This window comes from Bacteroides bouchesdurhonensis, assembly GCF_900155865.1.
GTDB classification, from domain to species: Bacteria; Bacteroidota; Bacteroidia; order Bacteroidales; family Bacteroidaceae; genus Bacteroides; species Bacteroides bouchesdurhonensis.
Genome location: NZ_LT707006.1, coordinates 2,559,818 through 2,586,052, shown reverse-complemented (window position 1 = coordinate 2,586,052; position 26,235 = coordinate 2,559,818). Strand labels below are relative to the sequence as shown.

24 protein-coding genes and 1 rRNA gene are annotated in these 26,235 nt (G+C 41.6%); 7 read left to right on the top strand and 18 right to left on the bottom strand.

Features of this window, described 5'->3' with window-relative positions:
• Positions 1-9: 9 nt before the first annotated feature.
• The 17 genes from CZ225_RS10635 to CZ225_RS10555 all read right to left on the bottom strand — a co-directional run bounded on the left by CZ225_RS10635 (position 10) and on the right by CZ225_RS10555 (position 15,286).
• Positions 10-2,319 (bottom strand): type IV secretory system conjugative DNA transfer family protein, encoded by a 2,310-nt coding sequence (locus tag CZ225_RS10635; RefSeq protein ID WP_077154048.1) that lies wholly within the window; start codon positions 2,317-2,319, stop codon positions 10-12.
• Positions 2,320-2,339: 20 nt separating this feature from the next.
• Positions 2,340-2,813: a hypothetical protein gene (locus tag CZ225_RS10630; protein ID WP_005837630.1), complete on the bottom strand. Its 474-nt coding sequence runs from the start codon at positions 2,811-2,813 to the stop codon at positions 2,340-2,342.
• Between the two features lie 3 nt (positions 2,814-2,816).
• A complete protein-coding gene (traN, locus tag CZ225_RS10625; protein ID WP_005837631.1) occupies positions 2,817-3,704 on the bottom strand; it encodes a conjugative transposon protein TraN in 888 nt (295 codons plus the stop codon).
• Between the two features lie 73 nt (positions 3,705-3,777).
• Positions 3,778-4,989 (bottom strand): conjugative transposon protein TraM, encoded by a 1,212-nt coding sequence (locus tag CZ225_RS10620; protein ID WP_005837632.1) that lies wholly within the window; start codon positions 4,987-4,989, stop codon positions 3,778-3,780.
• Complete coding sequence (locus CZ225_RS10615; protein ID WP_005837633.1) at positions 4,986-5,474, bottom strand: hypothetical protein; 489 nt, start codon at positions 5,472-5,474, stop codon at positions 4,986-4,988. Before CZ225_RS10615 ends, CZ225_RS10620 begins: the two co-directional genes overlap by 4 nt.
• 12 nt (positions 5,475-5,486) lie before the next feature.
• On the bottom strand, positions 5,487-6,083 hold the full coding sequence (gene traK, locus CZ225_RS10610; RefSeq protein ID WP_005837634.1) for a conjugative transposon protein TraK: 597 nt from the start codon (positions 6,081-6,083) through the stop codon (positions 5,487-5,489).
• Between the two features lie 18 nt (positions 6,084-6,101).
• Complete coding sequence (locus CZ225_RS10605; protein ID WP_005837636.1) at positions 6,102-7,229, bottom strand: TraJ family protein; 1,128 nt, start codon at positions 7,227-7,229, stop codon at positions 6,102-6,104.
• 32 nt (positions 7,230-7,261) lie between these two features.
• A complete protein-coding gene (locus CZ225_RS10600) occupies positions 7,262-7,948 on the bottom strand; it encodes a DUF5045 domain-containing protein (RefSeq protein WP_005837637.1) in 687 nt (228 codons plus the stop codon).
• Positions 7,938-8,591, bottom strand: coding sequence for a hypothetical protein (locus tag CZ225_RS10595; protein ID WP_034535704.1), 654 nt, complete (start codon positions 8,589-8,591; stop codon positions 7,938-7,940). The genes CZ225_RS10600 and CZ225_RS10595 overlap by 11 nt, the downstream gene beginning before the upstream one ends.
• 61 nt (positions 8,592-8,652) lie before the next feature.
• Positions 8,653-9,393 (bottom strand): hypothetical protein, encoded by a 741-nt coding sequence (locus CZ225_RS10590; protein WP_005837639.1) that lies wholly within the window; start codon positions 9,391-9,393, stop codon positions 8,653-8,655.
• The gene (locus CZ225_RS10585) at positions 9,387-12,221 is read right to left on the bottom strand and encodes a TraG family conjugative transposon ATPase (RefSeq protein ID WP_005837640.1); all 2,835 of its coding nucleotides are present in this window, start codon (positions 12,219-12,221) and stop codon (positions 9,387-9,389) included. The genes CZ225_RS10590 and CZ225_RS10585 overlap by 7 nt, the downstream gene beginning before the upstream one ends.
• Positions 12,222-12,236: 15 nt before the next feature.
• Complete coding sequence (locus CZ225_RS10580; protein ID WP_005837641.1) at positions 12,237-12,527, bottom strand: hypothetical protein; 291 nt, start codon at positions 12,525-12,527, stop codon at positions 12,237-12,239.
• A gap of 12 nt (positions 12,528-12,539) precedes the next feature.
• Positions 12,540-12,896 carry a DUF4134 domain-containing protein gene (locus CZ225_RS10575; RefSeq protein WP_005837643.1) on the bottom strand — a complete coding sequence of 119 codons (357 nt, stop codon included), beginning with the start codon at positions 12,894-12,896 and terminating at the stop codon, positions 12,540-12,542.
• Between the two features lie 66 nt (positions 12,897-12,962).
• Positions 12,963-13,397 carry a hypothetical protein gene (locus CZ225_RS10570; protein WP_005837644.1) on the bottom strand — a complete coding sequence of 145 codons (435 nt, stop codon included), beginning with the start codon at positions 13,395-13,397 and terminating at the stop codon, positions 12,963-12,965.
• Entirely contained in the window at positions 13,379-13,996 is a 618-nt protein-coding gene (locus CZ225_RS10565; protein ID WP_005837645.1) for a hypothetical protein, read from the bottom strand. Before CZ225_RS10565 ends, CZ225_RS10570 begins: the two co-directional genes overlap by 19 nt.
• Before the next feature lie 3 nt (positions 13,997-13,999).
• Complete coding sequence (locus tag CZ225_RS10560; protein ID WP_005837646.1) at positions 14,000-14,398, bottom strand: hypothetical protein; 399 nt, start codon at positions 14,396-14,398, stop codon at positions 14,000-14,002.
• A gap of 30 nt (positions 14,399-14,428) precedes the next feature.
• Entirely contained in the window at positions 14,429-15,286 is an 858-nt protein-coding gene (locus tag CZ225_RS10555; protein ID WP_005837647.1) for a ParA family protein, read from the bottom strand.
• Positions 15,287-15,565: 279 nt separating this feature from the next.
• Between CZ225_RS10555 and CZ225_RS10550 the strand changes: the two genes are divergently transcribed.
• The 7 genes from CZ225_RS10550 (at position 15,566) to CZ225_RS10520 (ending at position 25,701) form a co-directional block, all read left to right on the top strand.
• A complete protein-coding gene (locus CZ225_RS10550; RefSeq protein ID WP_005837648.1) occupies positions 15,566-15,988 on the top strand; it encodes a hypothetical protein in 423 nt (140 codons plus the stop codon).
• 6 nt (positions 15,989-15,994) lie between these two features.
• The gene (locus CZ225_RS10545; RefSeq protein WP_005837649.1) at positions 15,995-19,978 is read left to right on the top strand and encodes an AAA domain-containing protein; all 3,984 of its coding nucleotides are present in this window, start codon (positions 15,995-15,997) and stop codon (positions 19,976-19,978) included.
• Positions 19,975-22,377 carry a phospholipase D-like domain-containing protein gene (locus CZ225_RS10540; RefSeq protein ID WP_005836490.1) on the top strand — a complete coding sequence of 801 codons (2,403 nt, stop codon included), beginning with the start codon at positions 19,975-19,977 and terminating at the stop codon, positions 22,375-22,377. Before CZ225_RS10545 ends, CZ225_RS10540 begins: the two co-directional genes overlap by 4 nt.
• 47 nt (positions 22,378-22,424) lie before the next feature.
• Positions 22,425-23,012 (top strand): hypothetical protein, encoded by a 588-nt coding sequence (locus tag CZ225_RS10535; RefSeq protein WP_192920497.1) that lies wholly within the window; start codon positions 22,425-22,427, stop codon positions 23,010-23,012.
• Between the two features lie 4 nt (positions 23,013-23,016).
• Positions 23,017-24,651, top strand: a complete 1,635-nt coding sequence (locus CZ225_RS10530) for an AAA family ATPase (protein ID WP_005836488.1) — start codon at positions 23,017-23,019, stop codon at positions 24,649-24,651.
• A 5S ribosomal RNA gene (rrf, locus tag CZ225_RS10525) occupies positions 24,652-24,759 on the top strand.
• 633 nt (positions 24,760-25,392) lie between these two features.
• Complete coding sequence (locus CZ225_RS10520; protein WP_005836486.1) at positions 25,393-25,701, top strand: helix-turn-helix domain-containing protein; 309 nt, start codon at positions 25,393-25,395, stop codon at positions 25,699-25,701.
• Positions 25,702-25,852: 151 nt separating this feature from the next.
• On the opposite strand, the gene CZ225_RS10515 is transcribed toward CZ225_RS10520, so the two are convergent.
• Positions 25,853-26,206: a hypothetical protein gene (locus CZ225_RS10515; RefSeq protein WP_005836484.1), complete on the bottom strand. Its 354-nt coding sequence runs from the start codon at positions 26,204-26,206 to the stop codon at positions 25,853-25,855.
• Positions 26,207-26,235: the final 29 nt, after the last annotated feature.

Genomic DNA, 26,235 nt, shown 5'->3' with positions numbered 1-26,235 from the left:
GCTGTATATTTAACTGATACCGAGAAGTTCCTTTACCATATCCTCCACTTCCTGGTTCACACGCTTGAAGTTACGGTTGAGCAGGATTTCCTTCTCTTTGTCATTCCTGAACTCATAGATTTTGGGTAGAGCCACATAGTGCTTTTCCTCGTCCTTAATCTTCTTCATGTCAAAGTGCGTCTTGCAGAAATACTTTGTAGTCCTGAACTCTTCCGACTGTTCAATGTCAAAATGGTCAAGCATACTGTCATCGGTAGCCGTAAAGTCACGTGCCGCCTGTCCGGCCAGCCAGCCGGTAGCCATATCCGCAATCTTGGCTGCAGGAACCAGAAAGTCCATCTTCTCGGATATTGTGGTTGATACCTTGTGGTCATTGATGGAAACGGAACGTGAGGTCTGCTTTGCCTTTCCGAACACATCATTCTGTGCCCACTCCAGAGTCTCCTTGTTTCGTGCCGCACCCATGAAGATATTACCGCAGGTAGTGATAATCTTCTGCATACCGACCTTGCCGTAGTCAGCCTCCAGCTGAGGAAGCTCCTGGAAACCTAAAGTTACGGCAACCTTGTTGGAACGAGCCGTACCGATAAGACGGTCTATCTTGTGAAAGTACAGGGTCGGAAGCTCATCCACGATGATGCTAACCGGGATGTTACCCTTTGAGTTTACCCTTGTAATAAGTCGGTTCAGAACCAGGGCATTAAGAGAACCTATAACCTGTTCCTTTTCCGGGTCATTGGCAATCACCAGATAGCTCGGATTGGCTTTGTCAGAAATCTTCAGGTCGAAATCATCCCCGGTGAATACCCAGTAAGCTTCCGGAGACACAAGACGTGCAGCATTTACACGAAGCGTACCGACCATACCTTCCAGCTGGTCATTCGCCTTGTTCTCGTATGCACTCTTGAACGGAGCCATCAGCGAAGCAATCCTGTCATCCTGCATCAGGATATTGAATACCTGGTCGTATGGCCTTCCCAAGAATGAAAGCACATGCGGCATGTCCGAAAACTCGCCGGTTACGGTATCCGGTTCCACCTCATTGCCATGCTCGTCCTCATACCAGCACCTCTTAATCAGAATCTTCCTGCCGGTTCTGTCCTTATAGCTGTATCCGTTCAGGTCCACAAACATACGGTCCTCGTCAGTCGATACATCATTGCCGTTCTCATCCACGAAGTCAAGGACCACGTTACCGTCCTTGTCTATGGCATTGAAGTCATCCCAGTTGCGTATGACAATCTCCAGCTTCTTTCCCTCCAGTGATATGAAGCGTCTGAGCTTCTTACCGTTCCTGAACCCGACCGGATGGAAGTTTACAAAGAAATAGATGATGGCAGCCAGAAAGTTTTCCGCAGAGTTGGTAAAGAAAGCTTCCGAACCGCCCTTCTTTTCTCCACCTCCCTTATTGAGTGAGGCCAGCAGAGTAGCCGCCGTTTCAGAAGCGGCAGCCAGATCCGGGATATATTTCCGCTGAATCGGATTGATACGGTTGGAGTATTCCACATCAGTAAAGTTGATGGTACGGAATCCGCAGTTCTGAGGCAGTTTGCCTGCCTTGCGGTTCTTGCAGTACTGGTAGAAAAGCGTCTTGGCCAGTGTCGGATACTTGAAATCATATACCATCATGGTAAATCCCTTTGCTGAATGCTGCCTGATGAACGGGTCAATAATACCGAAAGACTTACCCGAACCCGGCGTACCCAGTACAATCGTGCCACGGAACGGATTGATGATATTGATCCAGCCTTTGTGCATCTTCTTTTTCCAGTAGTATATCATCGGAATGTTCACCGAGTAATCATTGCAGACCAGCGTTTCCGACTGCTGGAACGATTCGTTCTCGAAGTTGAAACGGTCCTCACCAACCTTGTAGTTGTAATACTTGGCTATGCCGTCCAGTCCCTGATGTACCAGCATGGTACCCACCACCGAACAGACCGCATACAGAAGACGGTTGGCAGGAAACCCCAGCCAGCTGAATCCGAAACTCATGCCATGGAATACAAAACAAAGCCCTACAAGTGTCAGACCGGCCAGTACCGGATAGATGACCATTGTCCTTACATTGAACTTCAGTGACTTCTCAGCCTTTGTGCCAATACAGACAATACAGATGCATATAAGTTCGGCCACCTTGCATCCCGATACGAAATTGAATACCCTGAACCGTGCCAGCAGGTCGAGTACGAACTGTGTAACCCTATTGTCTGCCGAAACAGGCAGGTTCATGATGATTTCAATAATAAGAAAGATATAGATGCAGCTCCTGAAGTAGTTGTACATCTGCTGCTGTTCTCTTGTCTCCTCAAATGCCATACGCCGTAAGATTTATATTGTCAGAAAGGAATCTTTATACCCAACAGCAGACCGTTGCGGAAGGTATCCCCATGCAGGAAGTTCACATTGTTCTTCTGTATGACAGAGAACTCCAGTCCGCTGCGGAACACATAGCTGTATTCAAATCCGGCCTCCAGTCCGAAGAAGAACTTCTTCTGTACTGCACCGAACTGTGGCCCCAGACGAAGGCGCATCATGCCGTTCTTGTACCGTGCCAGACGATGTTTGTAAACCATACCTCCATCCCAGAAATATCCTTTCCAGAAATTGTGACATACCGGTTTCTGCCAGTGATTCCCGACCTCACCGTATACTTCGACCGCATTTCCGTATGAAAGCGGAAACTCATAACCCAAAGTGGCATTCAGAGTACTTGGAAAAAGGAATCCGGCATTGACGGAAACCTTTCCGGTCTGTGCCGATGTACCGATGAATGCAACCGAGCACAACAGAATGAACAGAATCTTTTTCATGGCCTATCTTTTTATGGAATGATCAATATAATAGTAGGGGTAATAGTCGGCACCGTCCAGAATATCCGAGTCGAAGCCGTCTGCATTGAGAATGTCCTCATACTCGATGGTGAGTACCACTACACGTCCACTTATCTGGTTCTCGGAAATCTCCAGACGGAGCACCTTCTCTTCAGGGAAAGTCAGCTTCGGAATCACAAGCACGTTCCTGTAGTCCTTTTTGAACTTACGGGTGTTGTTCATGGAGAATACCGGAGTAAGCTCTATGGTCTGTGAGTTGGTTGCCTTTGTCTCCTTTTTGTCAGTAAGTTTTACCCTTATTTCCTCAATGTCGTATGCAATCCTAGTCCTGTTCTTCAGCGTATAGTCCAGAAAGAAATAGTCACCGATGGAATAGATGTTGTTGATGTATGCCCTTATTCCGTTTTTGTCTGATACAATCTGGTTGAACTTTCTTCTGCTTCCATAGACAGCCCAGGCATATCGTGCAATCTCGGCCATAGGCATGGAAACCTCCGGATTGATATAGGACTGTGTCTCATTGTAGGATACATTGTAGATGGTAGAAGCATATTTGGGTGATTCGGTATAGAGGATGTCATACTGTGCGATATGACGCTCACCGATAATGGTGAGTGTACCCAGCAGTTCGTTTTCCTTGTAACCTTCCGACGATATGGAATCATTCTCCAGATAAGGCTTGATGCGGACGATATTGTCTGTACACTGGTTGCCTATAATTTTAGTAGTGGAAATATCCACCATTTTGATGTTCTCGGGCATGACAATGTGCGTAGTCACTTCCCGGTTGATGTATATCTTCTCGTTGGCCGACAGATGTACGGCTATGCCTGTGATAAGGCATATTATCAGAAAAATTCTGGTTTTCATATTGAGTAATCTTTATAGTTTATGAATGGTACTGTTATAATCGGATATAAACGCAATATTAAGTAGCGGTATATTAGCGTGCATCCTCCGAATTTATCAGATAAACAATAGTATTGTACTTGATTTTCGCCTTGTTCTTTCTGATATTGGAAGATATGGCAGAAGTTGCAGAGTTATACATGTTCTGCAGTGACTGGAGTGCAATGGCCTCCGTGGAAATACCTGTACTGTAACCGTCACTGGATTCAAAACTGATATTCTGCTGTACCGTATTGGAACCTGCATCCTTCATGAAATCCCTGAAAGCCGATTCAGGAACATAGAAACCTTCCATACCGTCATTGTCAAATACAGAAAGCTTAACCTTGATGAACCTGTCGCCGATAAGAATACTGGTTATGGAAGCCCTGACACGCTGCTGTCCGAAACCGGTTACCGTTCCATAGAGGTAAGTACCCTTTTTCAGCTTTGTGCCGCTTACCGTCACATCGTCCAGAAGCTTGAACCGCAGACGTGTACCTTCATGCGCCTTTGTAGTCTGGTCAATCATGGCACGTATCAGCCTGTTCTCGGCAAATTCATCCGGAGCATTAACCGTATTGAACCTGTCGGCATTGGTGTCATCGGACTTGATTACCAGACTCGGACGGTTGCGTTCCCTTTCCTCCTGACGTACTCTGGCTATGGAATCAGCCCTGTGCTTTCTTTCCGCTTCCTCCGCTTCCGGGTCTTTGATACCCAGTCCGCTTTCAATGGCCTTCTGCCGTTCATAGCTCCTTCGCTGAATCTCTTCAAGGTCACGTGCAAACTCGTCCTGTGAGGAATAGCCCATACCTCCGGAAGCCGTTCCACCGTTTTCCGAAGGCCCGTTACCGTAGGCATATGCATTGATATGCTTTCTGGATTCTGCAAGCGAACGCTCCAGTTCTTCAAGCTCCTGCTGCTGCCGCTGTCTTTCAGCTTCAGCTGCATCCAGACGGTTCAGTTCCTCCTCGCTGTAGCCGTGTTCCAGTTCCTCCTTCTTCTGTTCTTCCTCCCCGATACCGCTGACGGCCGTGAAGGCATCCTCGTCACCGAAACGTCTGGACATCTCATACATCTTGTCTCCGGCTTCCTCGGCATTGGCCTGGGGAAGTTCCATGTTGATACGGTCTGTAGCTACCGTTCCGGCAGTCTCCTCACCGCCAGAGAAAGTCTGCATCACAAAGTATACCAGTGCACACAGCGGAACGAATATGACCAGCGGAAAGATATACTTGGGCTGTTTGAAATTAATCTTAATCATGGGTTATCATTGTTTTTAATGGATTTGACTATATTTTCCAGCTGCCGGTATTTGAGGATGATCCGCAAGGAATCCTCACGGCTCTTAACCGGTATGGCAATCATGGAGTCCAGTTCATGACGCAGTAACTGTCCCTTCACCGTCATGTCCGTCAATACACTGCGGTGAATGTCCTTGTTTGCCTGGATGGTACGGAATCCATGAAACACCGGCTCCATACCGGCAATCGAACTGACATCCGGTTCACTCTGTTTCCCGTTGCCCGAATCTATGGCAACGGTACTGACAAGTAGCAGAAGCAGTGTCCCTGCCACACCAGCGAATGTCGCTTTCGGATGCTTTGCTGCCCATCTGTTGGCCAGTCTGATTCTTGCGGACAGACGGTATCTTGTACCGATGGCACCCAGCTTGGGCTGCAGCCACGACCTGACAAGCAGATGCGTTTTCAGACGGCTTTCCTGTATCTTTTTTCTGAATGATTTCATAATGTCAGCATATCAATAGTCCAAATCCCTGTTTTCAAGAGTCCTCCAGCCTGTAATGAGCAGACCGTGCGGATTGTTCCTTGTCCTCGGTACGGACTCGATGTAACCTGTTGTCACCATCGAGCGTCTGATGTCCCTGGTCCTGCGCTTGATAAGCTGCGTACCATAATAGGTAAACTTCCGTTCATGTTCGTCAAACTGAATGGAGTCACACATGATGGTGCAGACAGCCGAAGAGGAAATGATGTCCGAGTAGAAACCGTTCTCGTCCATGGCCTGTTTCTGTTTCAGTGCAGTCCCGTCAGCCATATACATTGCTTTCCCTACCGTCCATTTGATATAGTCGTTGTCGGGCGGCAGATTGAAGAAATACTGGTGGAACAGCTGTATGTGCGCCTTGGCCTCCATTGTGAAGTTGGCTTCCAGCCGTGCACGCTCGGCAAGAAACGGGATGTCCCCGTCAAGTACATAAATCTGCTGCCTTTCCTCATTGACCAGGGAAATGCAGCACCAGACTGTAAAGGCACAGATGACGGTGCATCCTACTATTACCGCAAAAACCGTAATCATGGCCAGTCTGGTTTTCTGTGCAAGTGATTCGATAAGCATATAATGAAATATTTTAAGTTATTTGACCAATGACCTGACAGCTGAACCCGTTCCTTTCATGGCAGAACCTGCCATACTTCCGGCCATACCACCTGCAGCCGAAGTGATGCCCATTGCAGCCGAACCGGCAACGGAACCTGTACCTGAACTTACACCTCCCGGAATCAGCCACGAAGCCACTTCAGGAACGAAGCGTATGATATAGGCACCCACGAGCATACCCATGGCATACATACAGTTGGAGCCTATTCCCTGCAGTCCCAGTGCGCCGATCTGTTCCCAGGAGTTTACCGAGCCGTGCAGCAGATGGTCATATGCCACCAGATCCTGCTGCAGGTTATAAAGAAGGATGAAGTCTATATAATAGATACACATATAGGTCACGAATCCCCATAACGATAGGGAAAGGAACTTTGACATCCACTGGCTCCAGGCCGAGTTCCATGGCGGTGCCAGCGAGAGGGCAAACATGATCGGACAGAATATCATCATGATGGCCATGAAAATCCTCTGTGCCACGAGCATCCCGTAATACGACATCTGGAAAATCAGTTCTCCGACAAAGCGTATGACATCGTTTATCCATTCACTGACCTTCGTCTCAGCCGCCACGGCAGCCCTCTGTGCGTAGTTGTTGATGGTCGAGCCCAGATTTTCCACATTATATATCAGCTTGTCCCACCATGCAGCATCCTGACCGATTTCGGCCACCTGCTTTGCCGTGGCAATGGAGTCCTGCACGGTTCTCAGCCTGTCAAGATATTCACTCTGTTTCTGTGCCACCTTCAGCTCGAAGGCCGCCACTTCCTTGTTCTTTGCCTTTGCCATAGCCCATGTAGCGGACTCCAGACTCTTTCCCGGAACCTGCAGAGCCGAGCATATCCATGAAGAGGATGAAATACACAGGGAAATGCCGATGATGCGCAACAGCTTCATGACATCCATACCACGCCTTCCGAGCATCATCATCCAGCATTCGTATGAACCGACACACAGGGCCAGGCACAGACCGAGAGCCTTTGCCATTGAAACGGCATCACCGAGAACGGCCACATTGGGAAATGTCTCCATGGCCGTCAGCAGCTTTTCCAGACTTTCGTCAATGGCTGGAAGTCCTATTGTCAGCGGAATAAACAATAAATCCATATTTTAAAATATTATTTGTTTTTACTTCTTTTTCAATAATGTGTAGCGGCAACGGCACAAAGGTGTGCAGTCCTGTTGACCAGTTCTGCCATCCTAGATTTGGCTTCCTCGTATGCCTTCTGCCGCTTGGCATTCTCCAGCCCATAGCCGACACCGGTTTTGTGTATATAGGCTATATCCGCACAGAGTATTTCATTCTGGCGGCTCAGCTCGTCCACCTGATAGCGGAGCTTGCCGTCACTCTTTTGCATACAATAGAGCAGTCCGTACGTAATACAGTCCTGCATACGGTTGAACTCGTCCTTGTAAGTGGCATACATCAGGTCAACATTTCTGTCAGCCTCCCTTGCCAGTTCTTCCTTATACAGTTCCTCGATATATTTGCGCTCACTCTCCACTTTTTTGATTTTCTGCCTCTGCGTCTCTTCGGCAGTTACACGCACCGGCATGATACGCTTCACATCAGACTTTGGTTCCTTGAAACGGACACGGAATCCAGAGTTGAACCAGTCCCATTTCCAGTACATTTCCGCACCTGAGTATTTCTTATGCAGGAAAAAGTAATACCAGTCAGGAGCAAAATCCCACGGACCGTTTTCCATAGACTTCCACTGCTTCTGCTTTTCACTGTCACTGACTATGCTTTGGGCATTGGATGTAAATATGATACATGATACTGCCAGACACATGATTATTGTAAATATTCTTCTAACCTGCATAACCCTGATTCCATTTATTGATTACACGCTCAGCTATCTCATTCTTCACATTGGAGTTCAGTATCTCCCAGATATAGTCCGGCTTCCATCCGCAGTCCGTGATAAGGAAACAATACAGATTAGCATTGTCTATTATGTACCTTGCCCTGTCGATGGAAGCCTTCAGTGTCATTACCAGATTCAGTTTTTCATCCATGGAGGCCTTCATCAGGTTTATACCCGAAGCGGCTACGGATGCATACAGTCTGTAGCAGTGCTGTATCTCCCTTGATATTGCCACGTTGGCATCTGCATAATACCAGGCCACGAAAGGCTTCTTTAATACATGACTGAAAGTATTACCGGTAAAGTCCTTGTATTCCGTTACCAGCTGATACAGTGAGTTGGCCGTTGAAGAAATGGCACCGGCCAGTACCAGGTACGAATAGGCATTGTTCAGCCTTGTATCCAGAGTGGTACGGACATCATTGAACTTTTCCGCACCCTTTTCAATGAGCGACTGCTCGCCATAGCTTGTGGCCACTCTTGTCAGAGCCTTGTCCTCGTCCTTCTTTATGGCCTTGTGCAGGGCAATGAGTGCTTCGATGGTCGGCAGGTCTTTGGGTATTATGAAAGCGGAAGCCTTTACAGGCAGCAACAGCATTATAATACCGGCTGATATGATACTTATATTCCTGAGTTTCATGACAGAGATATATGAAAGGTTAATAATTTGAAGCCACCAGTCCGTTCCAGTCCTGTACAAGATTTCCCACATGATTCTTCATGGTCACCACATTTGCCCATCCTTCAGGATCTATGGCAAAGAAGAGGTCGTTTGCAGTGGCATACTGTGCCATCAGAACCATCCCTTCCACCTTGTAGCGTATCCTGTTCAGGTCAGTATAGATACTGTTGGCCAGTGTCAGCCTTTCATACCTGTCAAGCAGATTGTAGCCGTCATCCTTTTTTTCTGCAGTTGCCTGTCCCTGCAACGGATTGGGAATCCTGGCATTGTTCACGATATTGACGAAGTTGCCGACCAGCTGCTGTGTTTCCGCTACAAGGTTGCCGAGCTCGTTCAGACAGAGCAGCCTGTTTGAAAATCTGGCCTTGTTTACCGTGCTGACAAGTACCGGAACATTTCGCAGAATATCCAAAGCGCACAGACCTATTTCCTTGTAATAAAGACTTTCAGTTCCGAAACCGGATATGTTCTCCATGCTCAACTTGTAGAGCTCCTTCATGGTAGCCATGCTTACCGTATAGAGTTCCACCTTCTGTTTCTTGGCGGCGATGGTATCCACACGCTGGTTGTGCTGCTCCTCGATAAGTTTCTGTGAAGCGGTATTGGCCATGACAATCTTCAGGCAGTTACGGTCGAATACGATTCTCCAGGCAGCAGACATATTGGCTGATGCCGATACAAGCAGTACCGCAATCAGCATGAATCTGAATTTTACCATAGTGACATAACTTTTTGATGTTGGTTGACTTTTCTTGCAAACTCCAGATACAGAAGCCCTCCGTCCGCCTTGCGGTCTTCCTCGATACGGGTGATGGCCTCCTGCAGCGTACCGTACCGGGCAAGATAAATCTTCAGTGCCTCCTTTTCGGTACGTTCTGTAGTATATGCCCAGTAGCATTCAGGTGCTTCCTCCACGCCGTACACATCCGAGTGCTGTCCCCGGCAAATCCACACCTCCTTGAAGTAGCTTCTTCCCTCGTGGTTGTTCAGCGCATTGATGGTGAATATCTGCTGACGCTGTATGTCAGTGAGTCCCAGAATGGCTGCAATATCCTCATACCTGTCCTTGAACTTGGTCTGGTCAAGCAGAATCTTCACATCCGAGTTGTTGATGATGGCCTCCTTCACAATAGGGGAATCAATCACGTCATTAAGTTCCTGTGTGACCACACCGGCTATTCCGTGGAACTTCCGGACGGTCTTATACAAATACTTTATATATTCCGCCATGGTAGGTGAAGCAATTGCCTTCCATGCCTCTTCAATGATAAGAGCCTTCCGTCCCTTTTTGATACGCATCTTCTGCAGGAACACGTCCATGATAATCAGTACCACAATCGGGAATAGCACCGGATCATCCTTTATCTTGTCAATCTCGAATACAATGAAACGCTCGTCAAACAGGTTGATGTCCAGGTCGGAGTTCAGCGTCATCTCCAGCTCGCCGCCACGGTAGAACTGTTTCAGTATGGCCGCAAAGTCATGTATATTGAAACTGATTTTCTCCAGCTGTGTAATCTGCGGTATGCGTTCCAGGGCAAACTCATAATAGGAATTGAACGAGAGTTCCTGAACCTTCAGCCTGCGCTTCTGTTCCTCCATGTGGTCAATCTGCCTGTCTATCTTAATCAGCATGGAATTGTTATAAAGTTCCCTCTTATATTTTTCTATGATAGTAAGTGCACGTTCCTTTTCCGATTCTGTGGCCGCTTCATCATTTATCAGAGCAGTCAGTGAGCGGCACTGTCGGATCAGCTTCAGACGGCGTACTTCGGAAGGCAGCAGCAGGGCACGGCTTTCAGCCTTCTCCTGAACCTCTTCCGTATTTATCTGCCTGTCGATGTCCTCCATGCTGTGCGTGTACTGTTCATAGTCATCCTCCATCTTGGCGGCGACCAGCAGTTTCTGTCTCAGTGCCTCACGCTCACTGTCGCTGAATCCTTCAAACGGATTGAAATAGGCTTCGTAATACTCCACGATGGTCTGGTTTATCAGCATGTCCTCAATCTTTGTTGGAAATGCGTTACCCTTGAATATCAGGAATATCAGCGATTTGAGGAAGTTCTTCTTCTCACCGAAATTAAGCTCATATTCCTCTTTCGTGACCTTGAAGGGATTCATGGAAATGGGCTTCTCCTTCGAGTAGGCTATGTATGTACCCTTGTAATATCCGCATATGCCTTCGTAGGAATCGCCCGTATCCACCATGACCACATCCGTATTCTGTTCCAGAAGCTGACGTACCACACTGTTCATGTGGAAGGACTTTCCGGAACCTGAAGGACCGATACAGAAGAAATTGGCATTGTCCGTCATTTTCCTTTTGCCTTCCTTGCCGGTAATGTCGATACAGACAGGCAGTCCCTGACGGTCGGTGTAGTATGTGGTCAGCGGTGTATCCTCAGACTCCTTCAGATGCTCCTTGAAGAAAAAGCACAGGGCAGCATCCGAAAGTGTCAGGAACAGGTCATAGTCCGGATTGAAGGCATAGCCGTTACCGGGAAAACTGTCCATGAAAAGCTCCAGCTGGTTGTAGGCTGTCCTTGACGGCATGATGCCGCACTCGTACAGTTTTGTCTCCAGAAAGGAAGTTACCGGAGTAACCTTGTCAGGCGGACAACTCACCAGAATGTTGAAGTTGCAGTACACAAGCATGGTACTGTCAACGGCCAACCTGTCCAGCACTTCCTCAATGTCGGCCTTTGCAATACGGTTGCTCGGGTCCGGCATGGAACCGTGACGCTTCGCCTTGGCCTGGAGCTTGCGCAGCAGCTTCCTCTGTCCCGGTATCTGAATGACCTGATTGAACACCACACAGTCCGAGTAGGGGACGCCGGTAAGGAAAGAAAGCAGGTCGGTTGCGATACCGTAGCCGTTGATGTTCATCTGCGTGTACGGCTTTATCATGGAAGGCAGATTAATCTCGTCAATATCCACCAGCGGATAGGAACGGATAATCCGGTCACCTGTCCTGAGATATTCGTCCGAAGCCTTGAAGTTGGTCATCGAGAACGGTCCGTGCCGGAACTGGAATGCCATGAAACGGTGGCAGTACTCGCTGACTTCCTCCTTGCCGAGCTTCCTGTGCCGGATATGCTTCTCCGTCAGAATATCATCCGTCTTTGATACCTTGGAATGGAAATCGAGCCATCTCTTCGGGTCATACTGGATGAACTGGCTTCTCTGGGCCTCCTGGGTGAGGATAAGAAAAGTCCTTATCTCTGTGAACTCCCTTCCCTCGAAGTACCTGAAATAGCTCCTTGTCAGGAACTCCGCATCATCCGGCACGTCATGATGATATGCCTGTCTGCACATAATATCCTGCTTCTGCAGTGCATATCCCTCACCGATGGTCTGAAGAATATTGGATAGCACGTCATGAAACAGCATGTACTGCTGCGCATCCGTACAGAGCTGCTGGACCGGATTGGTTATTTCGAAGATAACGGACGGCTCACCTCTGGCCGAGAACAGCACGACATTGCCGTCCGTCTCCTCCAGTTGTGCATAGAGTCCGTCAAAAATTCTTTTCCTTTTGTGTGCCATACTGTATAAAGTGATTTACTGTTCTTTTCTAAGGCTTCTGTAGATATAGATGCCTCTTGCCCTTTTCTTGTTGTGGAGTCCTCCACGCTGCTTGATGTAGATGGTTATCAGTCCCGCCAGTGCCATGACCATCATGGCTATGAACCCTGCAATCTTCCCTAAGGTGATTGAGAAACCGATGAAGCCTACGAATGATACGCCTATGGCTGCCGCTGCCAGAGTGAGGAAACGGCCGCGTATGCCCATAAACTCCAGCGGTTTCTGCAATCCCTTGAACACAGGGTATCCTTCCTGATTCATTGTCATGTCGGGAAAGGATTACTGGAAGAACAGCGGAAGAGCTTCCGAAAGTGCGATGAATGCGATACAGCCTCCGATGGTAAGCATGATGGTCTTCTTCACGTCCTGGTCTCCGTTTTGCATCTTGAAATAGACGTTGAAGGCACCGACCAGAACGATAACGGCAGCAATGGCCTTCATCAGGTTCGATACCGGAGTCTGATAGGAACTGACTTCCTGGGTGGCCTTGGTAAAACCTGCTGCTCCCTTGCTTCCTGCCATTACATTTGATGTGGAAATAACGAGTGCAATGGCCGCCATCACACACTTCTGTCCAAAACTTGAACCGATGAAACGCTCCGTAAGATTCCGGGCACTTTTCTTTATTATCTGCATTTCTGAATAATATTAAATGATTTCATCGCCAAAGAAACAGATGTCACTAAAGGAACGGTATATATATCAGGCATTCTCACAGCTGAAGATAACGGCACCGAGGTCACTGGTACCGGTCTCTGCCAGCCGGTTTATTTCCTGAATGATATTCTCAACCAGAATGCCGTCAGTCATGATGGCCTCTCGGTAAACGTGTCTGGAAGATTCTGATTTGGATGCAGATTTCTCTGTACCGTCAGAATTATTACTTTCATTATTTGATTCGGGATTCCCCGTATTATTCTGTTGGGGATTTCCTTCTTTTGATTCAGGTTCATCCCGGTTTATCTTTATCGGTCTGAAACTTCGCGCCTCTTCCGATATGTCAATATCCTCTTCTTTATGGCTGTCCTGTTCGGCATTCTGTGCGGCCTTCGTCCTCTGGAAGTCCATGAAAATCATTGCCGCATAGTAGAATACCATTGCCACAAAGAGAAGGAATACTATCTGTCCGTACTGCATGGCTGTTGTAATATGATGTTGGATGAAAGAGCGGAACTGTCCTCCGGAAGCGGAAGGATATGCAGTCCCAGTCTGATGCCCCGGCTTTCCAGACGTTCCCTGCGTTCCGTAGTGCCGGTATAATAAATCACGTTGTGTTCCTCACTGATGATGTATCCGTTTGACTTCAAGTTTGAGCGTACCCTTACCTTTGCCCTGTTTGAGATGACACGGATACCTGTGACCGGTTCCAGTCCGAAGACGATACGCCGTCTTTCCCTCTTTACCATCTGGGTACGGATACGTGAGGAAATCTGGTGTTTCTCTTCACTGCTGCGTTTCAGTCCGAGTGCAGCGGCTATGCGTCCGACACTCATCCGGGTAATGCCGAGAGCTTTCCCTATCTCAGAGAAGGAACACTCCTGAAAGTGGTTTCTGATATAGTCGGCACGCTCCATCCATCTGGATTTGGCCATTTTTACAAGTCCAAGCTCACGGGCTTTCAGCTTGACGGTCGATTCGCTCAGATTGAGAACTGCTGCTGTATAGGCCGTGGTTTCTACCGGATACAGCTCGACAAGAGCGGCCAGCATCCTGTCGGTCCAGTCTGTCTTTTTCATATCCTACAGATTATAACTGTTAAACAACGATTTCTTTTCTCTTCTGTATTCTGCCAGACGTGGCAGGTATGACTTGAAGAATGCCCTTACAATGGCATTCACCAGGTCAGAGCGGCATCTACCATGTATATCGCAGTCGTCCAGTGAATCCGCAAGGTCACGGTCAAGCTTGCAGACAAGCCTTTCAGTTTTGTCCGTTCCCGAACCGTCCGATTGCAGGAATTCCATGAAGTCATCCCAGCATCCTGTATCCGAAAGGGAAACAGCAGTATCCTTTTCCTGTGCTTCATTATTATTCTCTCTTTGCTCAACCTGAGTTTCTACGGAATCATGCGTCAATATAAGTTCTGAATCATTGATACCTCTTGTCAGGTCATCTATTTCCGGTATATCCTTACTCATAGTGCTATGGTTATTGAAGTTTACTGATTACTATAGTTCTTTATTCTGATTGCAGTTGCCATTTTCTGAAGGACTGGTTTCAGATTGGCCGGTAATGTCCTGTAAAGCTTCATCACACGGCTGTGCCTTCTTTTTCTTCTTAGGTTTGGGATTCAGATTTTCCGTCAGCTGTATGCCTTTGAGTTCTTTTTCCCTTATCGGTTGAAGTGTATCGAAGATACTCTGATAGACCTTATCAAAGACCGATGTAACGATAGCTGCTTGCATATCCAGTGCCGCCATGGTGCTGAACCGTTCCATATCCGCACGTTTGGGAATCTTCGCAGTGACGTATCCATAGTTGGAGAAGGTATCCCTTGCATTGTCCCAGATAAGCAGTTCGGAACGTTTGCCGATTCTTCCGTCATTCAGATTGGGAATGATGAAGAGTCTGGCTTTCATCCTTTCACCGACAGCTTTTTTCAGCCGGTCAACAAACATGAGGAAGCTGGCTGTGGAGGGAACGGTTACCAGGTCATAGTGAAATGGAACAATAATGATATCCGAGTTGACAAACATGGGTATCAGCCCTTCTGCTTTCAGACTGCCGGGTGAATCCATAAGTACAATATCTATTTCTGGATCGTTGTGAAGTTTCTCCATAAGGGAAGTCATCATCGCTTTGTCGTTGGCTTCGTATGCCCATACCTCGTATGGCATTTCCTGCTCACCGTATTTTCTGATGTCTGCCTTTCGGCATTTCATGATGGAGTGCTGGAAGTCACAGTCTATCACCACAACCCTTGCACCTTTTGTCACCAGATAGTTGGCAAAGGTGATGCAAAGGGTAGTCTTTCCCACACCTCCCTTCTGATTTGCAAATGTCACTATAACCGGAGTTTGTATCATTTCAAGTATTGATTGATTTTGTGACAAATGTATTAACCAAGTTTTTTTGGTAAGAAATGTGCAACACATTTGTGATTTGGGATGGATAAACCAGAATATTCAGATAGATGAAATCTGAATCGCATATTTTATTTAACTATAAAAGTTACAATAGTACATTACATTGTACAATAATTGTTTATGTCATATGATTTCGTGTAACAATACTCATACATTGCACAAATATAAACTTGTCACTTTTTGGACATTTAATTAACTTTGTACCAAAAACAAATAACAATGGATAAATTCATTAAAAATCTCATAGAAGGCAATAATTTCCCACCAAAAGGTTCTGTTACTTTCACCTCTTCAGATCACGTAAGATTTCAAAATAATCAAGATATATCTGGCCATAACTATGGAGCAAATAGAAGATTAGTTATAGAAAAAAATATTGAAGATGGAGAAGGATATACCGTCACTATGTTTAACTTGGACGGTATGCACCCTTTGTGGCAGAACAATATACAGATGTCTCCAAAACGTATGCGCATTACTAATGTTAGCGACAATATAGTTCAACTTCGTGGTTATGGGTATGATAGCATGGGGGCTTCATTCGCGGATTATGGTGTAGTTTTACTTATTGAAAATGAGGAAATTATACGTGTTCAATTAAATATGTACGACCGAAACATAAGTATAGTTTATCTAAAATAAAATAATATGGCTGAATTAGATAGAACATTCACGGAAGAATTATTTACAGAGGTACTGGAGTCAACGCCATGTATTATTGTATACTCTCAACAAGCCTTTGAGTGTAGCAAGAATTATCTTAAATCTACAACTCAGACAGCAAAAGAAATTTTCGAATCTATTCTTGGTGTCCATCAATGCAAAATTATTTATAAAGGAAAGACCAAGAAAGACTTTCGAAAATATCAATTTATTATCGAAGAATTGAAGTTATCTATATATGTTACGCCAAGACAAAATCTAACTGAATTCTCGTTAAGCTATATCTCAGACGAAGAATTTGTTGTCCCAACTGATCCCTCTGAATATAAGAGCATGAATCTGAAATTCATGGCTGAAGAATACATAAACCACAATTTTATGGATTTCCTCGATCGCAATGACCTTATGACATCATATCGTGAAATCAAGGATTTCTGTACAAGTCTTCTTTCCTTGAAAGAACCAGTAAGAGAGATAAATAGAGAACAATCTCGAAAAATGTGGAAAGCATATATTGATGGTGAAAGAGCTTTAAATACAGATAAGAAGGAATTATTTATTGTAGAAGAAGTCGGAACCATAGAGAAAGAGCACTATAATAACCGCACGTATAATACATTAACATTAAAAGTTAAAGCTCCAACTCTTCAGGAAAGATTGACTTCAGCTATAAAAAATGTTCAAGCTACAAAATACCGTAATCCTAATATAGATTTTGTAACAAATAAAAAAGGAGAAATATCATTTGTCGGTTACGTTGATATAACAGAAGAAATTCTTGAAGAGTTATCAAATGTAGCAGCTGATAACTGCTATAAAGTAGCTGAAGATGTAAAGCATATTCTTTCTGGTAGTTTAACACTTAAGTCATCAGAAAATCTTGATAATTTGTTGGAGAGTATAAATTCAAACCTAAATGATTATGATCCGAACTATAGCTATGCAGATGGGGTATATACCTTTAACGATGATAGTCAAGCGTTATATCTAGAAGAATTAATAAAATCTGATTATCCTGAAACATTGACAACTGAACGCAGGACTGTTATAGTCGCATCGTTTAAAAGCAACCAAAATATAGCTTCAATTATATCTGAGATTAAAGAAATGCCAGGAGTGATAGATGTACTTGATTCTGTTAGTGGTCAACTACTTATAAAAACTCAGGGAAAAAGTTATCTTAACTTTAACTCTCAAGCAATACAAAGTATAAGAATTGCTGCTTGCAGAGCTATCTTTACACCTACAGATTTTAGACCAGATGTGCAAATTGAAGGTCTTTCTGTAAGTGGGAATTCATATATTTTTACTTCTAATGATTCTTATTCTTTTTTCAACACTGCATACGAGATGCACCAGAAGGTTATTGCTGCATATGATAATAAGACCTTCATAAAAAAAGAATACGACTATGGCTGTTTTGTAATTCCGAATAAGGGATTGTTGCGTGAAATGCAGTTAAAATTTGTTTCTAACAAACGGATTAGAGTTAAAGCAGCATCAGGATTGGTTGAATTTTATCCAGCTGATTATAACAACTATATAGAATTACTTTCTCAAGTTCGCCAACATTGTGGTGAATCTTTAAGTATTCAAGAACCGGAATATCATCCTTCTGTTGCTATCAAATTATTAAGTGATGATATTAGCTATTGTAAGAAAGTTTATAAGGAGGTAGCGGAAAAAATAACTGAGATTGCTCCTTCTTTTACAGCCTCTTTTGAAAATGATGAAACATGTCAGGTTCTCAATTACACTATTGAGTATACTGAGTTGGAAGAATTAGCTTCATTTCATGATGCTATCAACTCTAGTATAACTTTATACCCATCTTTGCTTACAAATGAATATGATTTAAATGATGAAGGTAAAACTATATTGTCTTTTGAGTTTGACCATCAATTAAATATAAAATTTGAAAAGAATCTTAGAAATGGTTATATAAATGAGAACGTAAATCTCATCAAGGCTAATGAATATGATGCTATTAATGAAGCGATAGATTTGGCATATGAGGAAGAGTATCAGGATTATGATGAAATTAAAGAACTGAGAAATAACAGAACTCAAATGCTGAAAAATGCTTTGAAGCTAGGAAAATGCATTGGAAGAAAACTCAATAGTATTAAATTTGAAATTAGCTCAGAATTTATTGAATACATGGAGGATCGCAATGCCCAAGGACGAGTTGAGAGATTTATACATGTTGGAGACTACTTGCAATTTCCGATGGTTGGCAAATCTTCTGAGTTACAAAGATTGGCCGATTCAATGTTGCGAATTACCAATCCAAACCAGTTCTATCCACATTCAAAAACTAAAAGGATTCCTGCACCTGCTAATCCAAGATTATGTGACTTCCTATTTGATCCTAGATATGCAGGTGAATTTGATGAGAATCTTGAAGAGGTTAAGAAACGAATAACAGAAACAAAAATTGAAAAGTTCCTTAATGATAAGCAATTGGAGGCTGTAGCAAAAGCTGTTTCTGCTCCTGATATTGCAATTATTCAAGGCCCTCCTGGTACAGGTAAGACAACTGTTATTGCAGAGATTATATGGCAACAAATACTTAAGAAACCTGATTCGAAGATTCTTCTAACTTCACAAACTAACCTTGCAGTTGACAATGCTCTTGAAAGATTGCAGGGGCGTAGAGGTATTAGACCTGTACGAATCCAGAATGCATCAACGGAGAAAGAAATCGGAATAGAAGCAAAAAGGTACATGTTGGACTTTATGGAAGATTGGTGTATTAAACCAAGTGCTGAGAATGAAGACAATGGTACAAACATTTGGATAGACTCCATTCTTAAAGGCATGACAGATGATACTAAGTATGCATCTGTTATAAATCAATGGAAGAGGGATCTTACTGTCAGAGATCGCAATACAAGAGAGTATTTCTATGAAGCATATAAGAGTAATGTAAATCTTGTTGCTGCCACTTGTAGTATATGTGGCTCCAAACAACTTCAAGAAATATATAAATATTTGTTTGGTAACAATGAGAATGCTTTTGATGTTGTTATTATGGATGAAGCAAGTAAGGCTACACCATTGGAGATGTCTGTACCTATGGTATGGGGAAAGAAAATCATCATCATAGGTGACCATAAACAGCTTCCACCGATGATGAATGAAAATAACATCATAACATCCTTGAAAAAGGCAAATCAAAAAGTATTGGCAGAAACCATCGAAAGCTTCAAGGAGTCACAATTTGAAATATTATTTAGAACAGCATTCAAACTCAAACCATCAATAGTCGCAACTTTGGATACACAATACCGAATGCATAAAAAGATTATGGATACGATTGGTCATTTCTATAGTGAAGAACTTGAAGAAGGTCTGAAATGTGGACTTGCTGATGAAGACATGGATAATGAACAATATAATGCTAGAGGAAGTCGTTATCATGGACTTACTATTCCTGGGTTTATTGAACCACAAACACATGCTATTTGGGTTAATGTAAATACATATGAAAGCCAGCCGAGTGGCTCTACATCATATGTAAATTACGGTGAACTAGATGCTATTAAAACAGTCATTAAAGCCTTGCAAAAAGCAGACGGTTTCCAAAAGTTTATGGATTCTCAAGAAAAACCAGAAGATAAAGAAATAGGTATAATAACTTTCTATGGAGCACAATATGGTAAAATTAAAGAAATGTACAAGGATGGAAAAATTGACAAGTCACTTCCTTGTAGAATTAATGTAGTGGACAAGTTCCAAGGTATGGAGCGTAACATAATCATAATTTCAACCGTGAGAAGCAATAAAGAGAAACATTACGGATTTGCTGAAGATATTAGACGTATAAATGTCGGTTTCTCTCGTGCAAGAAGACTTCTAATTGTCATTGGGAATAGAGACTTCTTTAGAGAAAATGCTCATTATAAAAAATCAATTGATGAGATGGACCATTTTGATATTAAACAACTTCAACATTTGGTAAGATGAAACAAAATACATATAACAAGGGACGAAACAAAAATTTTACCCCAAAGTCTAAGAAGTTTAAGTCACAACCTCTAAAAGAGGATTTTGACAAAAAGGAAACTATTGAAGAGACGTTGGATCAACGCCTCAATAATGTCATTGATAAAAATAAAGCAATATCTGAACTCATTATCGGATATATACCATATACTATTAAGTTTGTAGCTCAGTTATATAAAGGAGTTACAAACAAACCGGAAAAAATTTCAGCATTTGAGAAAGCCATTGTTGGAATAATTAGTATTGACGGACAAACATCACTTTCCAATATTGGCAAAATATTAGGATTGGATATAGAGCATGACATTGCTGAACAAAAGATGATTCGTAATGCTATTGACTCTATGATTCGATACAATCTTGTGACGGGTGACGAGTCCGCATATTTTATCACGGAACAGGGACAAGAATTTGCCGCTCATGGTGAGAGAATGAAATCATTTAGTTCCGATTTTGAACTTTGGTATTTAAATAATAATCATTCTTTTGCCGGTTTACGTGACTGTATCTCATCTGATGATATTCAACTTATCAATGAATCAGATTTTTTAAAAGAGGAAGAATCTTTAACCCCTCTAAGCTTTGAAGAAATAAAAGCGCTTTCTGAAATACAAGCATCAAATATGCAGAGTTCAAAGGAAAGATTTATTCTTCAGAATGCAACCCCACAAAATCATAATTTTTATAAGTACGAATTGATAGTTTGTTTTGTTCAGAGCATTAGAACAAAACAAGTCAGGGCTATTGTTTATGACGATGTAACACAGAGTGTTTTGCCTCAGTTATCTCAATTAATTGAAGATGATGAAGATTTAAAACAGACTTTGTTTTCCCAAATGCTTCAAGCTGCAAGTGAGAGTGAAGACCTTACGATTTACAATGATTTAGACCTTGCCAAGTCTGATCCTTTGGTAAAGGAAGATGTAGCAAATATTATTACAGCAGAAAAGAAACTTATTGAGCAAGAGGATAAGCAATCTATAGCAAATGAAGAAAATAAAAAGGCAGAGGAAATTAATTCTAATGATCTTTCAGAAAGGCTTCATAAACGTGCATTATATGATACTATTGCATTTGAATCCGAATTGCATAATATTTTCCAAACTGACAAACCTGATGAAATATGGTTATCCAGTCCATGGGTAGCAGATGGTACATTTATGCGCAACAGACTTCCTTTAATCAAGAATTATCTTAAACAAGGAGGTAAAGTGTTCATATCTTACTCTGCTCCAGACGAAGGGCTTGACAGCCACAAGGATAAGATGGTAGGAAGCCAATCCCAAAAAGCACTTGAAACTTTAGAAACTGAATACAGTAAACAGTTCTTTCATGTTGAGCTTCCTGCATTCCATAAGAAGAATGTTATTGAAGTAAAAAATGGTCAATGTGTATTGTTTACAGGAAGTTTTAACGTTCTATCATTTTCTGTGACATCTAAAAATATCACTCATGTTAGAACAGAAGAGATGTGTCTTGCTCATTATCAAGCTGCAATTAATCAATATCTTTTATCAAAGAAACAATTTGCAGAAAAGTACATTGAAAAAGCATTGCAAGAGATTTCCATATTGCCTTCTGCCGATGTACAAAACTACAAAAATGAGAGGATTGAGTATTTTAGAAAAGATGCTAACCTTGAGGAATTATTTATTGATTACGACAATATTCTTGAGGAACGTAGAACTATGGCAAAATCAGACCTGCTTACAAAAGAGATAGAGGCATTAAAGAATGAAATTGAAAGCAAAATGTCAAATGGCCTATCTCAAAAAGAGGTTGGTTTTTATAGGGCAAAATTGTTTAAATTATCATCTGCAGGCAATGGCTCTATCATAAGTGATGATATTCAAAATGTAATTATTCACTTGCAGAAGCTAATTAATTCATCCACAATGAAGTCAAAGGTGAATAATGCAAGTGATTCATATAAACCCAAAAAGAAAAATGATGCAGGTAATACAGAATCCTATGATAAGATTTTATCTTTAACAATGTCCTTCTATGAATTAGAGCCTACAGATTCAATATCTATTATAAAACATCTCACAGCTCTCTTTTACTTGTCGTTATCCGATAATGCTATAAAAGCAAATATTGGGGACAAGTGGAAGGATAAGTTGATTGCTTTATTGAGCAGCTCAGAATTAAGGAAACTATTCAAATACAATATATTAAAAGATAAACAAGAAGGAGCTTCTCGTGTATTTATAGCTATAGATGAAAAGTTGTATGCTTTTTATAATATCAGATTGGGTAATAAATTGGTAAAGCAATTGTTTCCAGATAAAATCTTTTTGAATAAAGATGATTACCATGATCCATTAAAAAATATTGAAGAATTGTTATTTTCGTTATAATTATGTCAAGATTTGAATCATCTAGGTTTGTACGAAACCCTCAAATAATGAATGCTAATGTTTTAATGGCTGCATGTGAGACGTTAGGATGGAAGTATTCTTTGCAAAACAATATATTATTGGTTACTGAAGTTGGAAATGATTCTAACTTCAATGGTGAGTTTGCCTTGAAATTAGATGTGTCAACTAACGAGGTTACTTACAATACTTATTATATGCCAAATGCACATGTAAAAGTAGAAGAATTAAAGGAAAAGTTTCAAGAGCTCAATGCTGAATACTCGAAAAATGCTTTAATCTCTGAATTTGAAAAAAACGGATTTACCTATAGATCGAATTATACTTTTACACCTACAGAAGAAGAAAGGTTTAGTTTTTATATGGAGGCAAAATCGTATGACCCACTAGAAGATGAACCATTTGCCTCTATTAAATTTACTATACTAAAAGACGGGACCATTATAACAGATTCTGACTATTTACCAAATGATGTAAACGAAAAGGCTCATGAAGCTATGGATATATTGGAGCAACATTTAGGTAACAAACGTGTAATGACAAAAAAGCCTGTTCCTGCCAAATATTTAAGTAAAATGAAGCCTCGTAGAACAATTAATTTAAATCAAAATTCATAATAGTATGGAAGATGTTTTTCAGAAACTTATCCTAATGATTAGGGCATACTACCCTGTATTATATCTTCATAGTTACGAATACTACAGAACGAAACAAAAGATTAAGGGTATTGTAGAGCTGTTGCGTAGAGAAGGTAAGAAAGTAAATTACTATCAATGGGATTGTGTATATGGACTTGTTCAGATATTACCTGATAAAACAGAGAAAAGAATTGAGCGTATGCAAAACCCTCTTGAAGTGTTAGCTTATATTCTTAACTCAAAAAAGTCTGGGGAGAAAAATATATTTGTTCTTGATGATATAAATAATCATATTGATAGGGATGAAGTTAAATTGATGTTCCGTAAAATTGCAGAAGCAACAAATAACAATACCCATGCAATTATTCTATCGTCAATTTACAGACTTCCTGCTGAATTGGAAAAGTATATTACTGTATTACAAATACCACTTCCTAAACGTAATGAATTGGGAGAAGTTTTGGATATAGTGGCGAAGCAGTCAAAAGTTGAACTCAAAACAAACCTAAGAAATAGACTGATAGATGCTGCGTTAGGAATGACATCAATGGAGGCAGATTTAGCTTACTGCCTTGCCTCTGTTAAGGATGGCTTTGACGATAAGTCTCCTTTTACTGTATCTTCTGAAAAGGAGCAGATTATTAGGAAATCTGGCATTTTGGATTACTTTCCAAAAAATGAAAGTCTAAAAGATGTCGGAGGTATGGAAAATTTAAAGGAGTGGCTTAAAAAAAGGCAGTTAGCATATGACAAGGAAGCTCGCGATTGGGGGTTAAAAGAGCCTAAGGGCTTACTTTTGTTAGGTGTCCCAGGATGCGGAAAGAGCTTAATAGCTAAAAGTATTGCTTCTAGTTGGAATATGCCTTTACTTCGGTTAGATGTAGGAAAAGTCTTTCAGGGCATTGTAGGGTCGAGTGAAGATAATATTCGAAAAGCAATTGCAACTGCCGAAGCTGTTGCTCCATGTGTATTATGGATTGACGAGATAGAAAAAGGTCTTAGCGGTGTACAATCAAGTGGAGCTACAGATGGTGGTGTGACCTCTAGAATATTTTCTACAATATTAACATGGATGCAGGAAAAGACAGCACCTGTATTCGTTGTGGCAACTGCTAATAATATTAATCAACTGCCTCCAGAACTACTTAGAAAAGGCAGATTTGACGAAATCTTTTTTGTGGATCTTCCAAGTCAGAAAGAAAAAGAGAATATTTTTTCCATACATTTGCAAAAAAATCGTCAAAATGTATCTTCATTTGCTTTAGATATTTTAGCCCAAAAAGCTGAAGGATTTAATGGAGCAGAAATTGAAGAATGTGTAAAGGAAGCTATGTTTACTGCATATGTAGAATCACAAGAATCTAATATTGCTCCCAAATTACAGATGATACATATTTTGGATGCTATCAAAAATACTGTACCTCTTTCTAAGACTATGGAGAAACAGATAACTGATCTTAGAAAATTTGCTGTTTCAAGAGCTAAAAATGCTTCTAAAGAGATTGTCTTAGAAAATAGAATGGAAATGCCAATTCTGCTAACTCGTCCAGAATTGGAACTGGAACGCTCATTCGATTCGGTGTTATCTGAGAAAGATAGTAATAGTAACAATATATAATTAGGCGTTAACAAAACGTTGCTCCACCTCTAACCATTCCGAACAGAGAAGTGAAATGCGTTTATGCTGATGGTACTGCAAATGCGGGAGAGTAAGTGAATGCCAGCCCGGAAGCAAACAGGGATGATAACATGTGATGCAATAACTATCAAATTTTACAGAATTATGTTCGATAAATTTTATTTTTTGAACAATGGTGATGTATAGTTTGAGCAGTCTCGCAATAAAGGGGCTGCTCCTAAAAAGACATCTCCTTTTTGGGAAGAGTTTTAGAAACAATTGGGTAAGCGATTCGCTGATTTAATTTGGGTATCAATTATGATACTTCTGATATCTTTTCTCTAAGCAGACCTCCTGAGCATGAGGGTAAAAGGCTCATTTATAATATATATGCTTGAATTAGAACTAAAATAATACAGTAGTGATATTTGTGTATTATACCAATGGAAGTTGCTTTATACTTGGCCTTCTATAGAAGGCTCTTGCCACGTATGGACATCAGCATCACTATCGCAATGAATATTTTTGCGAACCATGGTCAACTTCAATATGATTGACATAATGAGGGAGATCAGACAAGTAACGTCTCTATGCTTTTGTTTGATTTGTTTAAAGAAATGAAATTAAATAAACTAATCAAAACAGATGGACGGATTTAATTCCTCAAATGATATTCCGTCTGAATTAGACGAAACTAACGAGTAGTAAATCAATATAATATCGAAACTTAAACATAACATTATGTTATTTGGAAATAGGATTAGAGAACTCAGAGATAAGCAGGGTGTGTTACAACGACAATTGGCAGCACTACTGGAGATAGACACACCTATGTTCAGTAAGATTGAACGAGGTGATAGACGAGCAAAGCGTGAACATGTGATTAAGCTTGCAGAATACTTGCATCAAGACGTGAAAGAGATGTTGACGTTGTGGTTAGCAGATAAAGTTCTTGATGCAGTAGGTGCTGAAGAGGAAATAAGTTATGATGCAATAACTGTTGCACAAAAACATGTTCAATCTTCTATAAAAGACTATAGTACGTTTTAAGCCTCCCCAAATAAAAACAGCATTCAATATAATTAGAACTGTATCAATCTTTGATTTAGATACTATTTAAATTAAACTTGTTCTCAGATACTTATCCATAAAATAATTTAACCTAATAACTCATGGATTGATACAGTTCAAACTATGGTCTCTACTTTGACCAAAAATTATGTGCTTTATTAATCATATCATATTCAAACATTTTCCCATTTTTTAATTTTTTCCAATTTCCAAAACCTAATTCCTCTGCTAATTTAAAGAAACCGTCACCTTGTTCCATGCTTCTAGAAACAACAACTGAAGATATAAGTGGACGTCCATTTTCATGTTCATATCTTGAAATGTGACCTAAAATTTCACCTATTTTACCTCTGTCAGCAGGGATTGACATATCAAGTCTTAGATTTGCTGTTTTGCACAAATCGGAATAATATATTAGCTGTTTTTTTGATGCAACATTTATAAGTATGTTGCGTACTGTTTTTTCTTCTTTTGTTAAGTTCATAATGATAAGTTAATAACGAACTAAATTAA